Source organism: Dyella sp. AD56 (genome assembly GCF_002878475.1).
Taxonomy (GTDB): Bacteria; Pseudomonadota; Gammaproteobacteria; order Xanthomonadales; family Rhodanobacteraceae; genus Dyella.
Genome location: NZ_NRDP01000013.1, coordinates 26,470 through 49,611, shown reverse-complemented (window position 1 = coordinate 49,611; position 23,142 = coordinate 26,470). Strand labels below are relative to the sequence as shown.

At 61.6% G+C, this 23,142-nt stretch carries 19 protein-coding genes; 9 read left to right on the top strand and 10 right to left on the bottom strand.

The window, feature by feature from the left end; all coding sequences use genetic code 11:
- Positions 1-3 precede the first annotated feature (3 nt).
- From DyAD56_RS10800 to DyAD56_RS10790, 3 genes are all read left to right on the top strand, one after another.
- A complete protein-coding gene (locus DyAD56_RS10800) occupies positions 4-2,466 on the top strand; it encodes an ABC transporter permease (RefSeq protein ID WP_158241311.1) in 2,463 nt (820 codons plus the stop codon).
- 66 nt (positions 2,467-2,532) lie between these two features.
- On the top strand, positions 2,533-4,365 hold the full coding sequence (locus tag DyAD56_RS10795) for an ABC transporter ATP-binding protein (protein ID WP_102302775.1): 1,833 nt from the start codon (positions 2,533-2,535) through the stop codon (positions 4,363-4,365).
- Between the two features lie 29 nt (positions 4,366-4,394).
- Complete coding sequence (locus DyAD56_RS10790) at positions 4,395-6,461, top strand: M13 family metallopeptidase (protein ID WP_102302774.1); 2,067 nt, start codon at positions 4,395-4,397, stop codon at positions 6,459-6,461.
- Here the strand turns inward: DyAD56_RS10790 and DyAD56_RS10785 are convergent.
- Positions 6,412-7,077 carry a hypothetical protein gene (locus DyAD56_RS10785; RefSeq protein WP_102302773.1) on the bottom strand — a complete coding sequence of 222 codons (666 nt, stop codon included), beginning with the start codon at positions 7,075-7,077 and terminating at the stop codon, positions 6,412-6,414. The genes DyAD56_RS10790 and DyAD56_RS10785 overlap by 50 nt on opposite strands.
- 135 nt (positions 7,078-7,212) lie before the next feature.
- Positions 7,213-7,869 carry a hypothetical protein gene (locus tag DyAD56_RS10780; RefSeq protein WP_102302772.1) on the bottom strand — a complete coding sequence of 219 codons (657 nt, stop codon included), beginning with the start codon at positions 7,867-7,869 and terminating at the stop codon, positions 7,213-7,215.
- Between the two features lie 645 nt (positions 7,870-8,514).
- Between DyAD56_RS10780 and DyAD56_RS10775 the strand changes: the two genes are divergently transcribed.
- The 3 genes from DyAD56_RS10775 to DyAD56_RS10765 are packed head-to-tail and all read left to right on the top strand — an operon-like array spanning position 8,515 to position 11,375.
- Positions 8,515-9,525: an ATP-binding protein gene (locus DyAD56_RS10775; protein ID WP_102302771.1), complete on the top strand. Its 1,011-nt coding sequence runs from the start codon at positions 8,515-8,517 to the stop codon at positions 9,523-9,525.
- Positions 9,515-10,915, top strand: coding sequence for a nitrogen regulation protein NR(I) (gene ntrC / locus DyAD56_RS10770; RefSeq protein WP_102302770.1), 1,401 nt, complete (start codon positions 9,515-9,517; stop codon positions 10,913-10,915). Before DyAD56_RS10775 ends, ntrC begins: the two co-directional genes overlap by 11 nt.
- Before the next feature lie 10 nt (positions 10,916-10,925).
- Positions 10,926-11,375, top strand: a complete 450-nt coding sequence (locus DyAD56_RS10765; protein WP_102302769.1) for a GNAT family N-acetyltransferase — start codon at positions 10,926-10,928, stop codon at positions 11,373-11,375.
- 25 nt (positions 11,376-11,400) lie between these two features.
- Here DyAD56_RS10765 and DyAD56_RS10760 read toward each other — a convergent pair whose 3' ends face one another.
- Together DyAD56_RS10760 and DyAD56_RS10755 are read right to left on the bottom strand one after the other, a co-directional pair.
- Positions 11,401-13,869, bottom strand: a complete 2,469-nt coding sequence (locus DyAD56_RS10760) for a GGDEF and EAL domain-containing protein (protein ID WP_102302768.1) — start codon at positions 13,867-13,869, stop codon at positions 11,401-11,403.
- A gap of 122 nt (positions 13,870-13,991) precedes the next feature.
- Positions 13,992-15,119 carry a hypothetical protein gene (locus DyAD56_RS10755; RefSeq protein WP_102302767.1) on the bottom strand — a complete coding sequence of 376 codons (1,128 nt, stop codon included), beginning with the start codon at positions 15,117-15,119 and terminating at the stop codon, positions 13,992-13,994.
- Positions 15,120-15,243: 124 nt separating this feature from the next.
- Between DyAD56_RS10755 and DyAD56_RS10750 the strand changes: the two genes are divergently transcribed.
- Both DyAD56_RS10750 and DyAD56_RS10745 read left to right on the top strand, forming a co-directional pair.
- Positions 15,244-16,527, top strand: coding sequence for an acetyl-CoA C-acetyltransferase (locus DyAD56_RS10750; RefSeq protein ID WP_102302766.1), 1,284 nt, complete (start codon positions 15,244-15,246; stop codon positions 16,525-16,527).
- A gap of 27 nt (positions 16,528-16,554) precedes the next feature.
- Positions 16,555-17,061 (top strand): energy transducer TonB, encoded by a 507-nt coding sequence (locus DyAD56_RS10745; RefSeq protein ID WP_102302765.1) that lies wholly within the window; start codon positions 16,555-16,557, stop codon positions 17,059-17,061.
- Between the two features lie 10 nt (positions 17,062-17,071).
- On the opposite strand, the gene DyAD56_RS10740 is transcribed toward DyAD56_RS10745, so the two are convergent.
- From DyAD56_RS10740 to DyAD56_RS10720, 5 genes are all read right to left on the bottom strand, one after another.
- A complete protein-coding gene (locus tag DyAD56_RS10740; RefSeq protein ID WP_102302764.1) occupies positions 17,072-18,937 on the bottom strand; it encodes a phospholipase D family protein in 1,866 nt (621 codons plus the stop codon).
- A gap of 35 nt (positions 18,938-18,972) precedes the next feature.
- Positions 18,973-19,542: a YceI family protein gene (locus DyAD56_RS10735; protein ID WP_102302763.1), complete on the bottom strand. Its 570-nt coding sequence runs from the start codon at positions 19,540-19,542 to the stop codon at positions 18,973-18,975.
- Positions 19,539-20,012 (bottom strand): histidine phosphatase family protein, encoded by a 474-nt coding sequence (locus tag DyAD56_RS10730; protein WP_102302762.1) that lies wholly within the window; start codon positions 20,010-20,012, stop codon positions 19,539-19,541. Before DyAD56_RS10730 ends, DyAD56_RS10735 begins: the two co-directional genes overlap by 4 nt.
- A 37-nt stretch (positions 20,013-20,049) precedes the next feature.
- The gene (locus DyAD56_RS10725) at positions 20,050-20,682 is read right to left on the bottom strand and encodes a ParA family protein (RefSeq protein ID WP_102302761.1); all 633 of its coding nucleotides are present in this window, start codon (positions 20,680-20,682) and stop codon (positions 20,050-20,052) included.
- A gap of 109 nt (positions 20,683-20,791) precedes the next feature.
- The gene (locus tag DyAD56_RS10720; protein ID WP_102302760.1) at positions 20,792-21,802 is read right to left on the bottom strand and encodes a hypothetical protein; all 1,011 of its coding nucleotides are present in this window, start codon (positions 21,800-21,802) and stop codon (positions 20,792-20,794) included.
- Between the two features lie 166 nt (positions 21,803-21,968).
- On the opposite strand from DyAD56_RS10720, the gene DyAD56_RS10715 reads away from it, so the two are divergent.
- A complete protein-coding gene (locus DyAD56_RS10715) occupies positions 21,969-22,169 on the top strand; it encodes an antitermination protein NusB (RefSeq protein WP_102302759.1) in 201 nt (66 codons plus the stop codon).
- Between the two features lie 76 nt (positions 22,170-22,245).
- Here the strand turns inward: DyAD56_RS10715 and speE are convergent, their stop codons facing one another.
- Entirely contained in the window at positions 22,246-23,100 is an 855-nt protein-coding gene (speE, locus tag DyAD56_RS10710; protein ID WP_102302758.1) for a polyamine aminopropyltransferase, read from the bottom strand.
- Positions 23,101-23,142: the final 42 nt, after the last annotated feature.

Here is a 23,142-nt window from a genome sequence, read left to right as displayed (position 1 = left end):
GTAATGGCGAATTCGTCGTTTCGTGATGGTCGTGGATCAGGCGTTACCAGAATTAGCGCCTGGCTGTTCGATCTTCGCTTTAGCTGGCGAATGCTTCGCAAGCATCCCATTTTTACGGTGGCGGCCGCCCTGACGCTCGCGCTCGGTATCGGTGCGAATACGGCAATCTTTACCATTGCGTACGGGCTCCTACTCCGTCCATTGCCCTATACACAGCCGGAGCAAATCGTACAGTTCTGTGTGAAGTCGCACGGCAGCTTGGATGAGTTGACGGTCACGGCCGATGAGCTTTCTTTCCTTCGCGGTCAGGCGCTGCCGGTTCGGGCACTGGGTGCCTATAGCCCAGCGAGTTTCAATGCCAACTTCGGGAGTTTTCCGGAGCACGTGAGTGGTATGTATATCTCGCACGACTACCTCCAGGTTCTCGATATCCATCCTGTACTCGGACGTGGGCTCCAGGCCGAGGAGGATCGGGGAAGCGGCGCTCACGTCGCTCTCATCGGCTACCGTTTGTGGCAGAGAATGACGGGTGGCGACCCGAACGTGCTTGGTCGCACCCTGCAACTCGACGGAGTGCCGTACACCGTCATCGGGGTGCTGCCCGCCGATTTCGAGCGAGTATCGGGCCCGTTCTCTCACGCTGACAACGAGGTTTGGTTGCCGCTTTCTCTGGTTTCAAGCACCGTTGGCGCGGGCCAAAACATCGGGCTGCTAGGACGTACGGAATCTGGACTGAGTCTCGCCCAGGCCCAAAATCGGATGCCTGGTGTTACGTCGGCCTTCCAAGGCCGCTTCCCCAACGACATGCCACCGGAAACCGCTTTGCAGTTGGTGTCCTATCGGTCTTGGTTGGGCGACAACGTGCGTACGATGCTGCTGGTACTCTTCGGCGCCGCCGGCTTCGTTCTTCTGATCGCTTGTGCAAATGTTGTCGGCCTGCTTCTGAGCCGAGCCGAAGGGCGCCACCACGAGGTGGCGGTTCGAATGGCTCTAGGCGCAAGCCCGACGCAACTCATTCGCCAGTTCTTAGCCGAAAGCTTGTTCCTTGCCTTATTAGGAACCGTCGCAGGCATCTTAGTCTCGATCGCCTGTCTCAAGTTTCTCCTGGTGCTTAGCCCTGCTGAACTCCCGCGGATGCGCGACATTCATCTTGACGGTTGGGCACTGGCCTTCTCCTCGGTTGTGGGAGCTATAGCTGCTGTAGTTTTTGGTTTGGCCCCGGCCTATCGGGTGATGCGCACGGAAGTACTGGGTGTCCTTCAAGAGACTCAGGGGGCCGGGGGGGCACGTCCAATGCGCGTTCGGCGCACCCTCGTTGTCGTGCAGATCGCTCTGTCCCTGGTCCTTTTGATTGGGTCAGCGCTCTTGGCGCAGACGTTTCGCAATATTGCGCGACAGGATCCAGGTATTCGCAAGGAAAGCGCCGTCGCCATCCCGGTCTTCTGGAACGCCCCCAATGTAGTGGAGGCGAAACAAACCTACATCGCTGCCCTTGAGCGCCTACGTGCTATTGGCGCCGCCAATAATGCAGCAATCGTAGCGGCCGGCCTTCCGTTTGAGCGGGGCGGAAACATGAACGTGAAATCCACGAACTCGACAGGTAAGGTCAACGCGGCCTTCAGCATGGTAACGCCCTCTGTGCTCGACGTACTTGGGATTCCTCTGCGGCAGGGCAGGGCCTTTAGCGCAGCAGATGACGCGGGCAAGGTGCCAGTGGCCATCATCAACGAGACACTTGCACACCGCCTGTTCCCCGACGGAAATGCACTTGGCCACACCATTCAAGTTGGCTCTGGCGAGCCCGCTCGCGAAGTTGTCGGCGTGATGGGTGATGTTCGCTCCCAGTTGGATAAAAATCCTCCAGCAGCGGTGATGATTCCTCTCGCCCAAGCCCAGTACGATGTGCTGACTCTATTCAGTACCTGGTTCCCGGTACAGGCCGTGCTTCATACCCCGAGTTGGAGCCCCTCGCAAGCAGAGGCAGCCATCGGTGCACTCCGTACAGCCGCCCCAGGCTTTGCTGTTGGGACGCCGCGCACGGTGACGGCGATTCTGTCCGCTTCATTGGCTGCGCGACGTTTCCAGCTTGTACTACTGGGCACCTTTTCACTTTTGGCGACGGTTCTCGGAATGATCGGCATCTACGGGGTCATGGACGAGAGTGTCACAGCACGGACGAAAGAGATCGCAATTCGGAAAACGATTGGCGCAACAACCGGCTCCATATTGGGGCTCATACTTGGTCACTCATTTCGGCTCATCGCAGCAGGTTTAGCGCTTGGTATCGTTTCGTCCTTTGCACTCACGCAGTTGCTGCAAAACTACCTGTTCGGCGTGAGTGCGGTCGATCCGATTTCATTTATGACCATGGTGGCGTGCCTTCTCGCTGCAGCCTTCGTTGCCGCATTGTTACCGGCTATTCGCGCCGCAAGGCTGGATCCAATGCCCGTCCTTCGTCGCAGCTAAATCGAGTTCGGACATAGTTAGCGCGTCAGCTATGTACCACAAACGTTACCGGGTCACGGAACAGTCATGAGTTCAAACCGTGGGGCAATCAAAAAGCCTTTGACGTGGCGGGAGCGCTTGCACAGTCTCCGCCACGTCATGCCACTGTTGACGATGGTGTGGGAAACAAGTCATGCACTCACGGTCGCGACTTTGGTACTCCGTCTAGCCTCGTCTGCGATGCCGATTCTGCAACTCTGGATCGGGAAGCTAATCATTGATCAAGTCGTGCATGCTGTTGCCTCACCTACCGTAGATGGTCACCGCATCTGGTTTTACCTGGGACTCGAGGCGGCCAGCGTTGTGGGTACCGATCTCCTTTCGAGATTCACAACCCTTTGCGATAGTTTGTTGGCCGATAAGTTCAACAATCAAACAAGCTTGCGCATTATGGAGCATGCGCAGGCAATGGACCTATCTCGTTTCGAGGATTCGGTCTTTTACGACAAGATGGATCGTGCGCAACAGCAGACTGCGACGCGAACGCGCTTGCTTGTAGTTCTGGGTGGCATGACGCAGCAGGTCATTACGTTGGTTTCCCTTGCTGTCGCGACAATTGCATACTCTCCAATTTTCTTGGTCCTGCTTCCAACTGCGATCCTTCCATCGTTCTGGGGAGAGACGCGATTTGCAATGCTATCGTACTCACTCCTGCATAGTCAGACGCCAGAGCGACGTGAACTCGACTATCTTCGATTCCTGTCGACCAATGACAAGAGTGCCAAGGAAGTCAAACTATTTGGTCTTGGTGCTTACCTGTTGGCGCGTGCGCGCAATCTATTTGATCGGTTTTACGCCGATAATCGTAATCTTTCCGTGCGACGGACATCGGTAGGGGCCGCCCTTGGATTGGTACCTATAGTCGGCTATTACCTCGCCTACGTCCTTATTCTGAAGCGAACACTTGAGCACACATTGACAGTGGGCGAGATGGTGTTCGTCGCTGGAGCGTTCATGCGGATGCGAGGGGTCATCGAGAGCATATTTTCGAGCCTCAGTCTTATTGCAGAACACGCGTTACACGTGAAAGATCTCTTCGACTTTCTTGCGGTAAAGCCGACAATCACTTCGCCTGCCGTGCCGGTGGATTTTCCTCGCGTCCTTCGGAGCGGATTTGAGTTCCGAAACGTCAGCTTTGCTTATGCTGGCTCGGCGAGACCCGTGCTTCGCGATGTAAGTTTTCGTCTCAATGCGGGCGAATGCCTCGCGCTGGTTGGGGAGAACGGGGCGGGAAAGACGACGTTGGTGAAGCTGATGTCGAGGCTATATGAGCCCACATCTGGTCAGATACTGCTGGATGGCGTAGACATTCGGGAATACACCCAAGAGAGTCTCCATCGCGCGATTGGTGTTGTTTTTCAGGATTTCGTTCGCTACGACTTTCTGGCGGGAGAAAATATTGGGATCGGTTGGTTGGACGCAATGGATGATGCGACGAGGATTCGCCTTTCGGCTGAAAAAAGTTTGGCCGCTGACGTGATAGAGAAGCTGCCCCACGGCTACGATCAGATGCTTGGACGGCGATTTGACGGCGGGCTCGACCTATCCACGGGGCAATGGCAGAAGATTGCATTGGCACGAGCCTACATGCGTGATGCGCAGATACTGATTCTTGACGAGCCAAGTGCAAGCCTGGATGCGGAAGCCGAGCACGAGGTGTTTAGACGGTTTGGGGAGCTTACACAGCGCAAAACAACACTCCTTATTTCGCATCGTCTATCCAGTGTGCGCATGGCTGACCGCATCTTGGTGCTGGCGGACGGTGGCGTGCAGGAGCAGGGAAGTCATGAGCAATTGATTGCCAGTGGTGGCCGATACGCCAAGCTCTTTTCAATGCAGGCGTCTGGCTACCTGCCGTGAGCTACTCCAAATTTTTAAAGGAATAAATGATGGCTAGCTACGCTCGCGGCATCTTCATCTCTTTCGTAATTTCTGGGGTCATCGGCATTGTGAGCAATGTCAATGCACAGTCCCCAGCTTCCACGAGGACGGAGCGCAACTTCGATGTGCACGATCTGGCTGAAAATACGAGTGCATGCCAAAACCTCGATGCTTTTGTGAACTCCAAGTGGATCGCAGAGAATCCAATCCCCGACGATCACACGAGTTGGGGAGCTTTCGATACGCTGCTCGAAAAGAATCTCAGAGATCAGCGGAATATTGTGGTTGAAGCCGCAGCACGGGCGGACGAAGCTAGGGCGGGATCGATCGAGCAGAAGATCGGTCGGCTGTATCGGGCTGGAATGGATCAGGATTCCATCAACAAGGCTGGTAGCGAGCCAATCAAGTCCGCTCTGATGATTATCGATACATTGAAGAATCGTACGGATATTGCCGACTACATTGCGGTCGGGTTCGCGCGTGGTCAGCAGCAGGTCTTCCGCTTTGGCGTGGGTACCGATGGACGGGACGGAATGGAGCAAGTTGGCGTTGCAAGCCAGGCGGGCCTGAGCTTACCAGTCCAGTTCTATACAGATGAAGACCACGCTGATCTTCGAAAAGCCTTCACCGCTTATGTCAAAGACACATTCAAATTGGCAGGAATTGCAGATGGAGAGGCGGGTGCTCAGGCTTCCGACGTTTTGGCATTGGAAACTCAGTTGGCTAAGGCATCGTTGTTACCGGCAGAGTTGCGAACGCCTGGCAATAGCTACAACCTCATTTCGGTCAGCGATGCGAAGAAAGTTACCCCTCATTTCAGCTGGGACAGGTTCTTCAGCGAGCAGGGGCTGAGCGTCGATACCTTCTCTCTCTCTCAGCCGCGCTTTTTTGCTGAATTCGATCGACTGCTAGTCGACGCCCCGGTAAGTCATTGGCAGGCGTACTTGCGCTTCCACCTGATTGACGATGCCTCACCTTACTTGAGTGCTCCGTATGAAGATAATTACTTCCAGTTCTACGGCAAGGTACTGTCTGGTCAGCCGGCTCAAGGGGAGCGTTGGCAGCGGGTATTGGGTGTCGTAAACCAGTCTATGGGGGAGGCTCTGGGGCAACTTTATGTTGCCAGGGAATTTTCACCCGAAGCCAAGAAGCGCGCGGAGATGCTCGCGCATAACATTCTCGAGGCGTTGAGGCATCGCATCGAAACAGCCAACTGGATGACCGAGGCGACAAAAATCAAGGCGCTCGAGAAATGGAAATTGCTGGTCGCTAACGTGGGTTATCCGGACCACTGGCGAGATTGGGACGGACTTGAGATCAGGCCCGGTGCCTACTACGACGACGTCATGGCGGCCGTGAAGTTCAATCACGCCTACGAGATCAGCCACATTGGAAAGCCGGTCGATCGTGGGGAATGGAATATGCCACCCCAGCGGGTTAACGCGTACTACTCGCGAAGTACAAACACTATCAACCTTCCTGCGGCAATTCTTCAGCCACCGTTCTTTTACACTGACGGTGATGACGCTATTAACTATGGCGGCGCCGGTACGCTAATTGGCCACGAGGCCACCCATGGCTTTGATGACAAGGGGCGTTTGATTGATGGAAACGGAAGGCGCAATAACTGGTGGGCAACGCAGGACGAAGCTCAGTTCAATGCCCGAGCAGCTAAGTTTGTCGCACTGTTCGATGGCTTTTCGCCGATCAAGGAGAAGCCAAATCTCCACGTCAATGGGCAGCTCACACTTGGCGAAAATATTGCTGATTTAGGAGGCCTCAACGTGGCATACGACGCATTGCAGATTGCCCTCCAGAACAACCCCAAGGAGGCTCATGCGAAGATTGACGGCTATACGCAAAATCAAAGATTCTTCTTGGGCTATGCTCGAATCTGGCGAAACAGTACGCGCGCGAAGAGCGCGGAAATTCTGCTCAATGGCGATCGCCACGCCCCGACCTCTCTTCGTGCCATCGGCGCTTCATCGAACTCACCCGCGTTTGCGGAAGCATTTCAGTGCAGGCCTAATGACCCGATGGTGCGATCGGGCGAGAGCCGGGTGCAGATTTGGTAGTCTCACCGTGGATCGTCCTGACGGTCTGTCCTTTGTCATCTAGGAACGCGATCTCGGCCAGGCCGTCAGCAGAAACGCTAATCTGAATACGTTTCTTACCGGCTGCATCCATCAGTGAGAGCAATGCAGAGCCATCAGGGCCTCGACCGGCCCACAGCCGACGTTCTCCTTGGCTGTGCTCTTGACTATCAGAAATGGCAATGCCCGCCATGCTGTTGTCTTTGTCGTCGACACCTAAGAGTTGAACAACTTGGTTTGCGTTGTAGCGATCGAACGACAGGCTACCTCCAGAGTCCACGACGTCGCCGTTAGCGTTCTTCCTTCCCCCAAAGATGAGGCCGCCGGTCTCTGAACCCTCATCGTTATAGAAGAGCATTCCTGCTTGTGGCCGGTCAATCTTGGGCTGCTCCTTACTCTTGACGATCACACCCGGTAGCTTCGCGCTGTTGGAGATAACCATGCGAAGTGTGCCATCTGCTTCGCGTACGTTGATGCGCTGCACGTTGATCTCATTGAACGTATTGGCCGAGCCATTTGTGAAGCCCGTGAGAAACGATGCCGCCAGAATCACGGTCAGAACGGCTGAGTAAATCATGAGAACGCGCTGACCGAGCATGTTACGTTCCTCTGACAAATTGAGACATTGGCTTGATCGGAGTCAGTAGGAATGTTTTCACTACGGACGTTGGGTCTTGCTCGAAATCATTGTGGCCTCTGCCTCTGCACTCTGCTGCGCAACGATGGTGGTTTGCTACTTCGTGACCGGGCCTTGGGCCACTGGAGCGTCCGTTGGGCTCCATTGCAATTTGAGCCGGAAAGCTCGGTGGAGAAAGAAGAGAAAACGGATGTTTGCGTCTGCCGTCGCGTCGGTGGCAATCATGCTTCTACCATCTGGTGATGGCGAGAAGTCATAGGTGAGATTCAACGTCTTGATGCGCCCAACCATCGATCCCATGGCGTGATGCATATGTAGGTGCACATGGCTAACAAACGGTTGCCCCAGCGCGTCTCGGATGACCTCTGCCATCCCTTCGAACTCTATTTGGTCGCTATCATCCAGCTTGACGCCCTTCGGTGTCTTAATATCGTTGGATGCTCGGATCGTCTTAAATTGATAGATCGAACGCCCATTTTCTGATGAGGTTTGTTGAGCGCATTCTCCGATCATGCTCCTAAGATCGTCGTAGGATGCAATCACTTCAGTCGGTGACTCCCGGAGATCGTAAGTCTCCCGTTCAACCTTGGGCTCAGGGCCGCCTGTGATGGTGTGGGTGCTGACAATGATCCCACTCATGGCGCTACTGGCTTGACCCGGTCTTGCCAAGGCCTGATCCAGTAGCGCATCGTTGGCCAGCACTCCCGAAGTTGGCACTACACCGAGCAAAATAGCCAGTAGCTGATTCTTCATGATCGATCCCTGGTCGCTCTGCCCTTCATGGCCGTGTGGTAGAACCTACCGCTCGCGCCAGCGCCATGCGTGAGCCATAGGTCACAGTAGCGAGTCTGCAATCTCAGCACCTTATTTGGCCTAACCGAGCGCGAAGTGGATCCTTGCTCAGTCCTCACGATGAGGTCGAAGCATGCCGCGCCTTTCTACTCGGCCCGCGGAGATGACGTGCCCGAAGCACCGGGTACGCCTGCCTGCCGACGCAATCGCGCCAACTGGGCGGGCGTCAAACGAACCTGCGGGTAACCTCGGCGACGCTATCTGGATGGCGGCCCTCCAGACCTGATTCCCATGGATCTTGGTGAGTCGGGATCTGTCTGCCATCCACGGCCGTGTTGGCATCTAATAAGCGACTGATTTCCAGGCCTCTGCAAGGTCCTAGCGGCTCCTTTTCTGGCTAAAGAACTGCGGCAGGCAGAGTGAGCAATTTGCTGATTTGCGCGATATTTTTTCGAAAATCCGAACGGCATAGTTTGTTCAATAGTCAGGCGCCAAAGTTTGTACAACCTGCACAAACTTATGGGCTTGGGAACATTAGAACCCCTGCCTGCCAGGACCCTCGCTTCCAAAGTTGCACCATCACGGCGCATTGCCCATGATGGTGCAATGAACGATACGGCGCGGACATGGGCGGAGCCGCTGGCGACCGGAGTGGCGCTGGCGGATGCGCGGCTGCGCCTGTTGTGGGTGAATCCCGCGCTGGCGGAACTGCTGGATATCGGGCCGCGCAGTGCGGTGGGCCAGTCGCTGGCGGTGTTGCTGCATCGCCCCGAATGGATGGCGCTGGCGGAACGCGCGCTACGGGAGCCGTCGCCACACCAGTTGCGCGGTATCGATGTGCCGTCACTACGTGGCTCGACATCGCGGGTGGACGTGTCGATGCAGCGGCTGGCCAGCGGTGAATTACTGCTGGAAGTCCACGCGTTGGCGCCACCAGCGGTATCGGATACGCCGCTCTCGGCCACCTTGCGCGGCTTTGCGCACGAAGTGAAGAACCCGCTCGCCGGCCTGCGCGGCGCGGCGCAGTTGCTGCAACGGCGCGTCGATGACGACCAACTGCGCAACCTTGCGGGGCTGGTGATTGCCGAGGCGGATCGTCTGGCAGCGCTCGCCAATCGCCTGTTGCGCCACGATGGCGCAGCTCGGCTCGGGCCAGTGAACATCCACGAGCAACTCGAACGCCTGGGCGAGCTGCTGCAGGCCGAGCCGGTGCCGCCAATGTTGCGCCACGACTACGACCCGAGCCTGCCGGACGTCTACGGCGATGCGGACCGACTGCTGCAATTGCTGCTCAACCTGGCGCGCAATGCCATCGAAGCCGGCGCACGCACGCTGACGTTCCGCACACGGGCAGAAGCCGCTGTGCGCTTGGGCGAGCGCGTGATGCGCATGGCGCTGCGCGTGGATGTCATCGACGACGGCCCGGGCGTGCCTGAGCAACTACGCGACACCTTGTTCGAACCTCTGGTCTCCGGTCATGCCGACGGGAGCGGGCTGGGGCTGGCCTTGGCGCGCGAGATTGCGCGCGAGCATGGTGGCGAATTGCGCCATCTCGGTCGTCCCGGCGAAACCACGTTCTCCCTCTATTTGCCGATGGGGCGCACCCATGACGACTGAGTTTGGTTCCGAGATCTGGATCGCCGACGACGATCGCGGCGTCCGCTTCGTGCTAGCCGAGGCACTGCGTGATGCCGGCCTGTCGGTGCGCGAATTTGGCGACGCCGAAGAAGTACGCGCAGCCTTGCGCGCATCATCCCCCGCGTTGCTGCTGACCGACGTGCGCATGCCGGGTGAAGGCGGGCTCGCGCTGGTCGCCGCGTTCAAGGCGCAGGGCGTGGGGCCGGTGATCGTTATGAGCGCCTTCACCGACGTCGCCACCACGGCGGCAGCGTATCGCGCGGGTGCGGTGGACTATCTCGCTAAGCCGTTCGATCTCGATCAGGCCGTGGCCGCCGTGCAACGCGCGCTGGCCGACGTTCCTTCTGCTGCAGCCGCGCCAGTGGAACCGCCCGCACCAACACATGCCTTGCTCGGCGAAAGCCCGGCGATGCGCGAAGTATTCCGCCTCATCGGGCGCGTGGCCGCGAGCGACCTCAACGTGCTCGTGACGGGCGAAACTGGCACCGGCAAAGAGCTGGTGGCTCGCGCACTGCACGAGGAGAGTGCGCGGCGCGAAAAGCCTTTCGTCGCGCTCAACACCGCCGCCATTCCCAATGAACTATTGGAAAGCGAACTGTTCGGCCACGAAGCCGGTGCGTTCACTGGCGCCACGCGTCGTCACGCCGGGCGCTTCGAGCAGGCTGAAGGCGGCACGCTGTTCCTCGACGAAATCGGCGACATGCCGCTGGCGCTGCAGACGCGCTTGCTGCGCGTGCTGGCGGGCGGTGAGTTCTATCGTGTGGGCGGTCGCGAGCTGATTCGCGGAAACGTGCGGATCATCGCGGCCACTCACCAGGATCTGGATGCGCGCGTGGCGGCGGGTCAGTTCCGCGCCGACCTGAAACACCGCCTCGATGTGGTGCGCATTGAGCTCCCGTCGCTGCGCGTGCGACGCAGCGACATTCCATTGCTCGCGCAGCATTTCCTCGCCAGCGCCGCGCAGGAGTTGCGCCTGCCGCCGAAGCGCTTCTCCAAGGCAGCGCTGAAAGCGATCGGGCAGCGGGACTTTCCCGGCAACGTGCGCGAACTGGAGAACCTGTGCCGTCGCCTGGCCGTAATTGCCCCTGGCACCGAGATCCTCGTTGCCGATCTCGGTGCGAACAATGCGGGCAGCACGGCCGGCGGGTGGACCGACGCATTGCGCGAGTGGGTGTCCCAGGCGCTGGCGGATGGCGAGGTGGATATCCATACGCGCGCCCGTGAAGCGCTGGACCAGACGCTGCTGCAGGTGGCGCTGGAAGCCAACGAAGGCCATCGGCAGCACGCCGCTGCCGCGTTGGGCGTGGGCCGCAATACGCTTACCCGGAAACTGGGCTCGTCGCGTGTGCGTCGGCCATCCAAGTCATGAGAGATACCCCATGAGCATCGCCATTCGTACCGCCACGCGTGACGATATTGCGCACATCGCGCGATGGAATCTCGCCATGGCGTGGGAAACCGAATACAAGTCGCTCGACTCCGCGGTACTTGAGCGCGGTGTCACGGCCGTGTTCGACGAACCGCGCCGCGGGTTCTACCTGGTGGCGCAGCGTGGCAACGAACCCGTGGGTTGCCTGCTGGTGACGTACGAGTGGAGCGACTGGCGCGCCGGTGACTTCTGGTGGATCCAGAGCGTGTACGTGGCGGAATCCGCGCGCCGCGAAGGCGTGTTCCGCCAGCTCTACGAAGAGGCCAAGCAACGCGCCGCGCTAGCCGGTGCAGTGGGCCTGCGCCTGTATGTGGAGACGGAGAACGAGCGTGCGCAGCGTACCTATGCCGGGCTCGGCATGGAGCGGTGCCACTACTTCATGTACGAAGCGGAGTTCTGACCGGCCCCGACGCGACCGATGCTGTTCAGGCCACCAACAGGTGCTGGCTGAACTCTTCCGGCGGAATGGCCGTGCCGAACAGGAAGCCCTGCAATAGTGAACACCCGGCACGGCGCAGGTGCTCGGCCTGCGCTGTGGTTTCCACGCCTTCGGCCACCACATTCATGTCCAGCCCGCGCGCCATGGTGATGATGGCGTCGGTAATGGCGGCGTTGTCCGCATCGCTAGCGATGTCGCGCACGAAGGTGCGGTCGATCTTCAGCGCATCGATGGGGAAATACTTGAGGTACGAAAGGCTGCAATAACCCGTGCCGAAGTCGTCCAGTGCCAGACTCACGCCCAGATCCTTGATGCCTTGCATAAGGGCGCGGCTCTGATCACCGGCCGACATCACCATGCGCTCGGTCAGTTCCAGCTCGATCAGTGACGGTGGCAGTTGCGCGTCATCCAGCGCCTGCTTGAGCGTGGCGTGGAAACCCGGATGCTGGAACTGCGGCGCGGCGACGTTCACCGCCACCACGATGGGCTTGCCCGCGCGATACCACTCTCCCGCCTGGCGGCAGGCCTCGCGTATCACCCATTCGCCGAGGGGTACGATCAGCCCGCATTCTTCCGCCACCGGAATGAACTGGTCGGGCAAGTACACGTCCTGGCCATCGACCTGCCAGCGCAGCAAGGCTTCGGCGCCGACGATAGCGTCGGTGCGTGCATCCACCTTGGGTTGGTAGTGCAGCCTCAATTCGCCGCGTTTGAGCGCGCGGCGAAGGTCTTGCTCGATGCGTAGGCGCGCGGCGGGCAGTTCGCTCATCTGCGGGGTGAAGAAGCGGTAATCGTCCCGCCCCTTCATCTTTACTTCGTACATGGCGACATCGGCGTTGCGCAGCATGGCCTCGGCATCGACCGCATCGTCAGGATAGACGCTGATACCCACGCTGAAGGTGATATTGAACTCGCCCATCTTGCTGGCGGGCGATTGTTGCCACAGGCGCATCAGCTTTTCACACAGCTGGCTGGCGCCTGAGCGCCCGTCCACGTGAGACAACAGCACCACAAACTCGTCGCCGCCAATGCGGCTGACGGTGTCTTCGTTGCGTAGGTGGTGGCGCAGATGCGCCGCGAACCCGCGCAGCAGTTCGTCGCCCGCAGCGTGACCGAGCGCGTCGTTGATCTGTTTGAAATGATCGATGTCGATATGCAGCAGTGCGGCTTCGTCGTGCCGGCGCACGGCCGCTGCCAGTACCTGCTCCAGGCGCGACTGCAACAGGCTGCGATTGGGCAGGCCGGTGAGCGTGTCGTGCTGGGCCAGGTGCGCCATTTTCAGCGCCAGGGCGCGCGTCTCGCTCACGTCGTGGAATACCAGCACGCCGCCGATGACGCTGCCGGCGTGATCGTGGATGGAGGCCGCCGAATCTTCGATGGGTGTTTCGAAGCCGTTGCGGTGGAGCAGCACCGCGTTGCCTTTCAGTTCGACGATGGCATCGCGCGAAATCGCATCCAGCAACGGACTGTGCAGGGGTTCGCGGGTGCGGCTGTCGATCAGGCGGAACACTTCGCTCATCGGGCGACCCACCGCCTCAGCCTGGCTCCAGCCCGTCATCGCCTCGGCGATGGGGTTGAGCGACGTCACTTGGTGCCGCAGGTCGGTGGTGATGACGGCGTCGCCGATGGAGCGCAGCGTCACCTCGGCCAGTTCGCGCTCGCGGAACAACGCTTCCTCATAGGACTTGCGTTGGCTGATATCGAGGATCTGCGCAACGGCGTGATAGGGCTCGCCATTATTTGCCGAGCGCACCAGCGATACGCTGAGCAGCACGTACACGACGTGGCCGTCGCGATGGATGTAGCGCTTCTCTAGCTGATAGGTTTCGCGCCGGCCTTCGCGCAGCGCACGCGAGAGTTCGCGCGAAGCGGGCAGGTCGTCGACGTGAGTCAGGTCGGGCAGGGCACGCGTAAGCAGCTCCTGCTCGCTATAGCCGAGCATGTCGCACAGCGCGGCGTTGACCCGCAGCATGTGGCCTTCGGTGGTGACCAGGGCCATGCCGATGGGGGCATGCTGAAAAGCGCCGAAGAAGCGTTGCTCGCTTTCACGCAGCTGCAGTTCCAGCGCATGCCTTGCGGTGATGTCGATGAACACCGTGAAGACGCCGCGTACGTGGCCGTCTTCGTCCAGATCGGGCTGGAAATTGCCATGCACATAACAGCGTGCCGAACCGGCGAGCAGCTCGCCCTCGTACACGGCAGGCTCCCCGGCGAGTGCCTGCTCCAGGCAGTTGCCGGCGCGCTGCAGGTTCGAGTCGCCGAGTACCTCGTCGACGGTTCGTCCGATCATCCACGCCGGGTCGATGTCGAGCCAGGCGCGGTGAGTGGTGTTGGCGAAGCGGAAGCGCCGGTGTTGATCGATGTAGGTGATCAGAGCAGGCGCGCCCTCCAGTACATGGGCGGGCCAGTGGGCCTCGCCTCCCGCAGGGACGAACTCGTGATCGGTTTGACGCATCTGGGTTACGGCCCGCTGGCGCACCCCCGCGCCTCATCGTCGCATCATGCGCTAAGTGAGGCCGGCCGTGCAGTGGTCCCGGCCGTGTTGCGCCGGGTCGCGTTAATCCTTTATGCAGCGCTTCAGTGCAGTGCCTCGGCAGGCGCCCCCAGCTGACCTTCCGCGTCTAACAGGATGCAACCCAGTGCGTGCAGATCCGGTGAGATGCCGTAGCGGTCGGACAGTTGGGCCACGAGCGGGCCCAATGCCTTGGGATGCAAGGGATAGCCGTGCGCGAGGACGCGCGCGCGACCACCATCGCCGCGCTGCGCTAAGGTCACTGCCACGACACCCAACCCGGGCGCTTCGTGGGCATAGAGCGCGGGTGCGTCGTAACCCGCGTCGGTGTCGCCGAAAGTCTCAAGCAAGTAACCGGGGGTGGCTTCGCCATCGGTCAATGTGAGTGGCAGGTGATGCGCATCGAGCAGCGCGGCGTACTGGCGCAGCTCAAATACTGCGCCAGCGAAATCGTGAGCGCGCTGGCTGATGTCGCCGGACTGGCCACGAAGCCACGCTGCAGGCGACTGCGCTTCGACCTTGCCATCGTGATAGCGCAGCGCGAGGCCGCGCGCGCTCAGCGTGGATTCGTCGCGATACGGCGTGAGCAGGGCGGCTTCCAGCAGCGTCCATAGCGGCGCGAGGTTGACGTGCTCGTATTGCACGCAAGTCAGCGCAAGCAGATCGTTGCGGCTGAGGTAGCGTACGTGTTCCAGGCGCACGCCCAGTGTGCGCATCAGCCAGTCGGCGGTACGGGCGCCGGCTTCGCCGCGACCCACCAGCTCCACTTCCAGCTTCTCCGCCAGGCTTTCGGCCAGCGCTTCGGGCGCGAGCAGCGACAGCGGTAGCAGGCGCATGGGGCCATCGGCAAACGCGGCCTCCGGTTCCAGCGGCTGGGCGGGCATGTGGCCTTCGTGGGTGCCAAAGGCCACCACGTTCTCAAGATGGCCGCGCGGTACGCGACGGGCCAGTTCGTCCAGCGTGGCCCACACGGGGAAGCCGGGTCGCAGCAGCTCCACGGTGTCGAACAACGCACCGGCCACGGCAAGGCGGGCTTCATCCACCTGAGGGACCAGCGTATGCAGGTCGGCGGCGATCAGCGCCGCCAGCTCGGCGGCTTCGTCGCGGCTCAGCGTGCGGCGTGGGGGCGTGTCCCCGGCGGACAGCTCCAGCGCGAGGACCGCGGGGAGGGCGACGAGCGTTTGTGCTTCCACGGATCACGAACCCGAACAGTAAAGAACTGAATTCTAGCATTTGAGGGGTTTTGGGCTTCCGCGCCGTATCAGAGCGGGTTAGCCTTGACGACTCGGCTTTTTCAGATCTTGGACTGCTCCAGCCATGGAAAACACGCTCAAGCGCGTCGGTGTGATCGGCGGCGTACGTATCCCGTTCTGCCGTAACAACACTGCCTACGCCGACGTCGGTAATTTCGGCATGTCGGTGAAGGTGCTTGGGTCGCTGGTGGAGCGGTATGGCCTGCATGGCCAGGAGCTGGGCGAAGTGGCCATGGGTGCGGTGATCAAGCACTCGTCCGAGTGGAATCTGGCTCGCGAGGCGGTGCTGTCCTCGGGCCTGGCGCCCACCACGCCGGCCATCACCACGGCCCGTGCCTGCGGTACCTCGCTGGACAACGCGATCATCATCGCCAACAAGATCGCCACCGGGCAGATCGAGGCTGGCATTGCCGGCGGTTCGGACACCACCAGCGACGTGCCGATCGTGCTGGGCGAGCGTCTGCGCAAGCGCCTGCTTGCCATGAACCGCGCCAAGAGCTGGCAGGACAAGCTGCGTGCCGCTACCCAGGGTTTCTCGCTGAAGGAACTCAAGCCGGCGTTCCCGGGCGTGGCCGAGCCGCGCACCGGTATGTCGATGGGTGACCACTGCGAAAAGATGGCCAAGGAATGGCACATCGCGCGCCAGCCGCAAGACCAGCTGGCGCTGGACAGCCACTACAAGCTCGCCGCCGCCTATGAAGCCGGTTTCTTCGATGATCTGGTGGTGCCTTTCCGCGGTTTGAAACGCGATGGCTTCCTGCGTCCGGACAGCACCATGGACAAACTGGCTTCACTGAAGCCGGCCTTCGACAAGTCTTCCGGCCACGGCACGCTCACGGCGGGTAACTCCACCGGTCTGTCCGACGGCGCGGCTGCCGTGTTGCTGGGCACCGAGGAGTGGGCAGCCAAGCGCGGCCTGAAGGTGCAGGCGTGGTTCCGTGATGCGGAAGTCGCCGCGGTCGATTTCGTGCACGGCGAAGGCCTGCTGATGGCGCCCACCGTCGCCGTGCCGCGCATGCTGGCCCGCCATGGGCTCACGCTGCAGGACTTCGATTTCTACGAGATCCACGAAGCTTTTGCGGCGCAGGTGCTGTGCACGCTGCGCGCGTGGGAAAGCGCCGACTACTGCAAGCAGCGCCTCGGCCTTGACCAGCCGCTGGGCGCGATCGATCCGAGCAAGCTCAACGTCAACGGTTCCAGTCTCGCCACGGGTCATCCGTTCGCGGCCACCGGAGCACGTGTGGTCGCCACGTTGGCCAAGCTGCTCGAGCAGAAGGGTTCGGGTCGCGGCCTGATCTCCATCTGCACTGCCGGCGGCATGGGCGTCACCGCCATCCTCGAACGCTGAGCGGGTTCGCTCGTCACCGTCCTTCCGATGTTTCGTCTGCGCACCACCGTCAGCCTGAGCCTGCTCGCGCTGGCGATCGGTGTGGCCGGTACGGCGTGGCTGAGCACACTCACCGGCGACTGGGCGGGGCCACCGGGCACGCCCGCTTCGCGCACCGACAAGGTACGCATGATGCTGCGACGTCATTCGCGCCCGCCTGCGCCTTCCGGCCACGTGGCGGTGGCGACGTCGGCGCCTCTACGCCCTGAAGAAACCCAGCCCATGCTGACGCCCGTCGAGATGCCGCCGCTGGCCGCATCGTGGTTGCAGCGGACGGCCTTTGCCAGCGGGCGCGTGGTGTTGCAGCTCACTGTCGATGGTGACGGCCGCGTTGATCATGCCGCCGTGGGCGAATCCAGCGGCAATGCAGAGCTGGACGAGCGTGCTCTGCGCACGGTGGCACGCTGGCGATTCGCGGTGCCGGGTGATCATCCCGATGGCTTGAGCGGCCGGCTGGTAATGCGATTCGACGACACACCTGCACCGTCTCGGTAGAAGCGCAGGGTCAGAGCACGCCTTGCACGCCTGCGCCAAACGCTGTGATCAAACGCGTGTAGATCAGCTTGGGCGACACATCGACATCGGGGAAATCGCCAACCGGCGTGTAGCAGCTCAAGAAGCCCGGATCACTGGGGCGCATTGGCGTGCAACCCGCTTTGAGGTCGTAGCCGGTGGCGTAGCGGTAGGGCCACAGGTCGAACACCGGCAGGCTAGCGGAGACATCGCCGATGGCCATGCTCAGGCGGCTCTGCTGGCGCGGCGCGATCACCCATGCGTTCTCCGGCTGCGTGTCGCGCAGGATGCTGTCGCGCAGTTCGTTGGCAAAGCGTGCGTCGTAAACGATGACACCCGCTTCAGTGTTGTAGTGGTCTGAGCGCGGATCGAAGTTGTGCGAGCCGACCATGGCGAAGTCGTCGTCCACCACAATGGATTTGGCATGCAGGCCGAAGCGGCGGCCCGGCGTGGTCAGTGGCGCAGGGCGGTTGCGGCGACCGCTGCCGCGGCTGCCGAGCAGGCCACGCTCGTTGCCGACGTGGCGTGGCGGGGTTGCGCCGCCCTGCAAGGGCGGCGGCGGGCCGTCGTCGGCCGCCGATTCGGCGTTGTCTTCCGCCGGTCCTTCCGCGCGCGGCTTCATCTCGTAGATCTCGAAGCCGAAATCCTTGAGGTAGCGCTTGCGGTGCTTGTACGAGAGCGCATACACCGCGAAGGCATCGGTGGACGCGAGCGAGTTGGTCGACACCACGATGCGCGGTGGCGAATCGCTCTTGTGCAGCCGCTCGAAGATGGCGTTGGCGCGATCGCTCATCACCAGGTACGGCGTCTGCAACACCACCTCGTGTTGCGCGGCGCCGACCATGCGCATGAGATGCGCGGTGAATTCGTGGGCGCTGCGCTTGTCCGGTTGGTCCGTCTTGGCGGGCAGGTCGCTGAAGAAGTCGACGCGACCCGTGCGCAGCGTGTCGGACACCAGCACGTCGTCGATCCAGCCGCCGTCGCCGGCTTCCTCCTGCACACGCGCAACGCGCTGCGGATGGGCGTAGTGGGGCTCGGGCAGTGGGCCGGGATGGTTGTCGTCCAGCAGTCGGCGGTTTACATCGCTCAGATGCGTGAGCGGCGTTGAGCGCTTGTGCTTCCAGAAGGTCTCGAAACTTGTCGCCATCTTGCGTGCTGCGGGCCCGCCCACCATCACGTCACGATCGACGTAGTCGAAGTCGTTATCCCAGTCGAAGTAACGGTCCTGGTAGTTGCGTCCGCCGGTGATGCCGATCAGGTTGTCCACCAGCAGCAACTTGTTGTGCATGCGTTGGTTGAACGTCATGAAGCAGCACACGATGCTCGCGCTGAACTCCGCCACCGAGGTCTGCGCTTTGTGGAACGTCGGGTTGTAGAGGCGTATCTCCAGGTTCTGGTGCACCGTGGCGAGGCGTTCCAGCAGCACGGGGTCACCAAACGAGAACAACTGGTCGGCCAGGATGCGCACCTTCACGCCGCGCTGCGCCGCCTTGATCAGCTCGTTGAGCATCAGTTGGCCGGCGTCGTCTTGATCCCAGATGTAGGTCTGCACGTCGATGCTGTGCTGGGCAGCGCGGATCAGATTGAGCCGCGCGACCATCGCCGCTTCGCTGTCGTTGAGTAGCGTCACCACATGCACCGGTTCGTTGGGCGTGGAGTCGGCCATCGCTTGTTGAGCGGCGTCGAGCAGTGGTGAGTCGACGGGGCAGTGATCTTCCCGGTCGCAGTTGAGCTGGCGTTGCGTGTCGCTCGCTACGACGGCGTCGGCGCGGCGGATGCGTGTGGGCGACACACTACATCCCGACAGAATCAGGATCGCTACAAGCAAAAGGGAGACGGCGATCCAGCGCTGGCGCATCGCCGGATGATACGGGAGAACGTTCCTATTCCTGCTTAACGCCGGGCGTAGTCCAGGCTGATCATCATGCCCAGCTGCACCTGGTCGGAAATGGCCGTGCGATGACCGCTCATACCGAAATCGCTGCGCTGGATCGTGCCGCGTACGGAGATCACACACTCTTGCGGTGCTTCCAGCGGGCAGTGGGAGGGAAGCACTTCGAAATGCGCCGGCTTGGTCACGCCACGCAGGGTCAGCGTGCCGCCGAGGTCGCCACCCTTCTCCAGCATCGCCAGCGAAATGGGTTCGGAAACAAACCGGATCGAAGGAAAGCGCGATGCGTCGAAAAATTCTGGCGTCAGCACCCAACGGCGAATGCGGTCCGATCCCATGTGGATGCTGTCCACGGTGATGCGGGCATCGACGGTGGCGGTGTCATGCAGCTGGCTCAGGGTCACGTCACCGTCGATTTCCTCGAAGCGGCCGCTGATCTGGCTAAGCCAGAACAGCCTGACGCCGAAATCGGCGTGGGATCGTGCGGGGTCGATACGGTAGTCCGCTGCCTGCGCCGGCTGCATGATCAGCAGCAACAGCAGCAGGCAACAGCTAGCGATAGGCAACGTCATGGGGACCAGAAAGCATCCAAACGCGCATTGCCGGGTTCGAGCGTGCCGTTGAGGTGAAGCACGGCCAAGCCGGCGGGCGGCATGCCGCGGAACTCGTCGGAGCGGCCCTCGACCAACAGCGCCACCAGCCGTTCGATGCCGGGGTTGTGCCCTACCAGCATCACCGTGCCGGCATCGCCGTACTGGTCGAGCAGGGCCAGCAGCTCGCCGGGCGTGGCCTCGTAGATGTCATCGGCAAACTCGGTGGCCGGCGCCTTGCCGTAAGCGTTGAGCGCGAGTTCGGCAGTGGCGCGGGTGCGTTCGGACGGCGAACACAGCACGCGGTCGACCTTTACCCCGTGCGACGCCAGCCACTTTCCGGCGGCCTTCGCCTCTTGCTCTCCGCGCCCGCTCAGGCGCCGGTTCTGATCGTTGGCTCCGGAGGTGGCCGGCTGAGCTTCGGCGTGTCGCAACAGGATGAGTTCGTGCATGTTTGGCTCCCAGTTAGTGCCACTTTGTGGCACACAATCAATGCTGGCGTTTGATCCAGCGCAGGAGGTGTTTCCAGTCCTCCTGGTGGCTTCGGACGTTTTCCGAAGCGTAATCAAAGATGCCCTTGCCGAGGGCAGCCAGCAACACATAGGCCTGGCTGTCCCGCAGTTGTGCCACTAGCGGAAACGGCGCCTGCTCGGTGAGTTGGTTCATGGCGTCCTGGCTGGCGTTGGTCCACGGCTTGAGACGGTTGCCGACCAGTCCAACGGGCAGCTTCCCCCGTTTGATGCGGTTGACCTGGCGGAGTTCCTCCAGGAAACCGAACGTGGCATCGAGATCGAAGGTTGACGGCAGTACGGGTACCAGCACCACGTCCGCCTTTTCCAGATAAGGCTCCAGGTCGCGCTCTTGCGAGCCGGCCGGCGTGTCGATCAGCACGCGTTGCGTATCGGGCGGGAGTTTTTCCAGCGCTCTGCGGCCACCTTCGATGGCCAGCACGCCAGGAACGTTGTCGGGGCGGTTGGCCGCCCAGCGAAAGCCGGATTGTTGCCGGTCGGCGTCGACGATGGCCGTGTGCTTGCCATCCTGCGCCCAGTGAGAGGCTAGTTGCGTGACCAGCGTGCTCTTGCCGCAACCGCCTTTGCTGCTTGCTACCAGTACCGTCAGCATGATGCCGCCCCAGTGTCCAAGCCGGGACTCAGCCTACACGATGGTCGGGGAGCGAGCGCAAGCACGAACGTCGCGAAACGATGTTCGCGCTTGCGTTGCATCCACAGGATCAGCCCGCCTTGGACGGATCCCAGTCGGATGGTGCGTCCACCGGCATGTTGAAGTCATGCAGGGCGGTCAGCACCAGGCTCATTTGTGTGCCGCCCGAGCGGGCCAGCTTCAGCAGGTGCTGGGCAACGGCCGTGTCGCCCTTGGCGCGCAGGGAGAGCTGCGAGAAGCTCTGCACCTGCCACACCAGGTTGCGGCGCAGGTGCTTGGCGTCTTCCTGCTGAGCCGGATCGTCAGCCAGCACTTCACGCAGGTGCAGGCCCAACGAGCGGGCCAACGGGCTGGAGCCCCATTCCAGCAGCTTGCCCAGCTTGAGGCAGTCGGCCTTCACGCTGGCTTTGTCGGCGTTGTCCTCGCACAGCCGCGAGGTGGCCTGCAGCGCGGGCTGGGGTTGGCCTTCGGCCAGGCCGAACACGAGGGTCAGCTGTACGTCGGCGCCGTTCATGGCCGACAGCGGGCCCACCACATTGGCCGGTGGGGGCAGGGTGGTCACGGCGTTGGCCAGCGCCTTCAGGGTGGCGCCGGTGTAGTCGTCATAGGCCTTGGCCGAGGCGGCCTTGGCCAGATCCTGGCGGGCGTCGTCGTTCTTGCCGTCGCGGATGTCCTGGCCCAGCTTGAGCAGCCATACGGCCGCGTTGTCTGGCGCCTGCTGCACCAGCTTGGCCAGCGCGTTGGTATTGGGGCAGTCATCGCCCTTGGCATCGCAGTCGCTCAGGCGGACCCAGCTGATCTCCGGGCCTGCGCCTTCGGCCGCCGAGGCCCGGTCGATCAGGGCGTGATAGCTGTTGAAGTCCGGCTGATCCTGCAGCGGCCGAGCCAGCAGGGCGGCGCCCATCAGCGGCAGCGGGTCCGCCTGCGGAGCGGTCACGCTGACCAGGTCCTTTTGATACTGCACCAGCGCCTTGTGCCGATCCGCCTGCAGATCGGGATTGGCGGGCGTTTTGGCCGCCAAAGCGGGGCCGGAAATCGCGGCCAGCAGCAGGGCGAACGGGAGGAGGCGGCGTCCAAGCATCGAGTGGTCCTTACACAAAGCCAACAATCAGGATAACGCCCAAGGATTAAGCTCGCCTGATCCGCTGGACGGGTGGGACGGGAGAACGCGCCCAGCCTTGTTAGCATGGCCGCTTTGCGACGCCCCGGGGTGACACGTCATCCTGCGCAGCACAGGAGAAGACTACGTGAACGACATTTCTTTTTTGGCCGACGGCCGCGCCGCCCCTTGGTTCGTCGGCTGGGGCACGTTGGCGCTGATCAACGCCGGTCTGGCCCAGGGCAAGAACCGTAGCGGCCTGTTGTGGTTCCTGCTGTCACTGGTGTTCGGCCCGCTGGCCACGCTGGTGCTGGTGCTGATGCCCAAGGCACGGCAGACGTTGTTCTGAACAACTGAGGCATTGCAGCAGGCACAAAAAAGCCCGGCACGGAGACCACGCCGGGCTTTCGTTGGAACAGGTGGACTTACTCGCCCAGCGCTTCGCGCATGAATTCCGGCTGCGCCAGCGCCGCCTTGTGGATATCGGCGTTGTAGTAACGGGTCGGGAAGTTCTTGCTCAGCGCGCCGCGCTCGCGGAAGCCGGCTAGGTCGCCGCCCTTGCGCACCATGGTGCAGCTCCACCAGCCGGTGGGGTAGCACGGCTGCGGGAACGGCAGGGTCTTCACCGCGGTGAAACCGGCCGTACGCATGGCCGAGCGCATGGACTTGATCAGCTCCAGGTGAGCAATCGGCGATTCCGACTGCTGCACCAGGATGCCGCCGTGGCGCAGGGCCTTGTAGCAGCTGGCGTAGAAGGCGGCGTTGAACAGGCCTTCGGCCGGGCCGACCGGGTCGGTCGAGTCGACGATGATCAGATCCAGCGATTCCGGCTCCGCTTCGGCCATGTACTTGATGCCGTCAATGAACAGCAGCTCGGCGCGCGGGTCGTTGTTGGATTCGCACAGCTCCGGGAAGTACTGCTCGGCGAGGCGCGTCACGCGCTCGTCGATCTCCACCTGCACGGCGTGCTCCACTTCTTCGTGCTTGAGCACTTCACGCAGCGTGCCGCAGTCACCGCCGCCGATGATCACCACGCGCTTGGCGCGCGCATGGGTGAACAACGCCGGGTGGGTCATCATCTCGTGATAGAGGAAGTTGTCGCGGCTGGTCAGCATCACGCAACCGTCGATCACCATCAGGTTGCCCCAATCGGTGGTCTGGTAGATCTCGATGGTCTGGAACGGGGTCTTCTCGGCGTGCAGCAGCTTCTCCACGCGGTAACCAATGGAGGAGCCGGAGGCCTGGTGGGCTTCGGTGAACCAGCTAGGGTGCTGCGACATGGGGATGTTCCTGACGATCGATGGGTTCAAAGAACCGGAATT

Coding starts and splice junctions, on each gene's coding strand:
- DyAD56_RS10800 (WP_158241311.1), top strand. CDS start 4: ATGGCGAATTCGTCGTTTCGTGATGGTCGTGGATCAGGCGTTACCAGA.
- DyAD56_RS10795 (WP_102302775.1), top strand. CDS start 2,533: ATGAGTTCAAACCGTGGGGCAATCAAAAAGCCTTTGACGTGGCGGGAG.
- DyAD56_RS10790 (WP_102302774.1), top strand. CDS start 4,395: ATGGCTAGCTACGCTCGCGGCATCTTCATCTCTTTCGTAATTTCTGGG.
- DyAD56_RS10785 (WP_102302773.1), bottom strand. CDS start 7,077: ATGCTCGGTCAGCGCGTTCTCATGATTTACTCAGCCGTTCTGACCGTG.
- DyAD56_RS10780 (WP_102302772.1), bottom strand. CDS start 7,869: ATGAAGAATCAGCTACTGGCTATTTTGCTCGGTGTAGTGCCAACTTCG.
- DyAD56_RS10775 (WP_102302771.1), top strand. CDS start 8,515: ATGAACGATACGGCGCGGACATGGGCGGAGCCGCTGGCGACCGGAGTG.
- ntrC (WP_102302770.1), top strand. CDS start 9,515: ATGACGACTGAGTTTGGTTCCGAGATCTGGATCGCCGACGACGATCGC.
- DyAD56_RS10765 (WP_102302769.1), top strand. CDS start 10,926: ATGAGCATCGCCATTCGTACCGCCACGCGTGACGATATTGCGCACATC.
- DyAD56_RS10760 (WP_102302768.1), bottom strand. CDS start 13,869: ATGCGTCAAACCGATCACGAGTTCGTCCCTGCGGGAGGCGAGGCCCAC.
- DyAD56_RS10750 (WP_102302766.1), top strand. CDS start 15,244: ATGGAAAACACGCTCAAGCGCGTCGGTGTGATCGGCGGCGTACGTATC.
- DyAD56_RS10745 (WP_102302765.1), top strand. CDS start 16,555: ATGTTTCGTCTGCGCACCACCGTCAGCCTGAGCCTGCTCGCGCTGGCG.
- DyAD56_RS10740 (WP_102302764.1), bottom strand. CDS start 18,937: ATGCGCCAGCGCTGGATCGCCGTCTCCCTTTTGCTTGTAGCGATCCTG.
- DyAD56_RS10735 (WP_102302763.1), bottom strand. CDS start 19,542: ATGACGTTGCCTATCGCTAGCTGTTGCCTGCTGCTGTTGCTGCTGATC.
- DyAD56_RS10730 (WP_102302762.1), bottom strand. CDS start 20,012: ATGCACGAACTCATCCTGTTGCGACACGCCGAAGCTCAGCCGGCCACC.
- DyAD56_RS10725 (WP_102302761.1), bottom strand. CDS start 20,682: ATGCTGACGGTACTGGTAGCAAGCAGCAAAGGCGGTTGCGGCAAGAGC.
- DyAD56_RS10720 (WP_102302760.1), bottom strand. CDS start 21,802: ATGCTTGGACGCCGCCTCCTCCCGTTCGCCCTGCTGCTGGCCGCGATT.
- speE (WP_102302758.1), bottom strand. CDS start 23,100: ATGTCGCAGCACCCTAGCTGGTTCACCGAAGCCCACCAGGCCTCCGGC.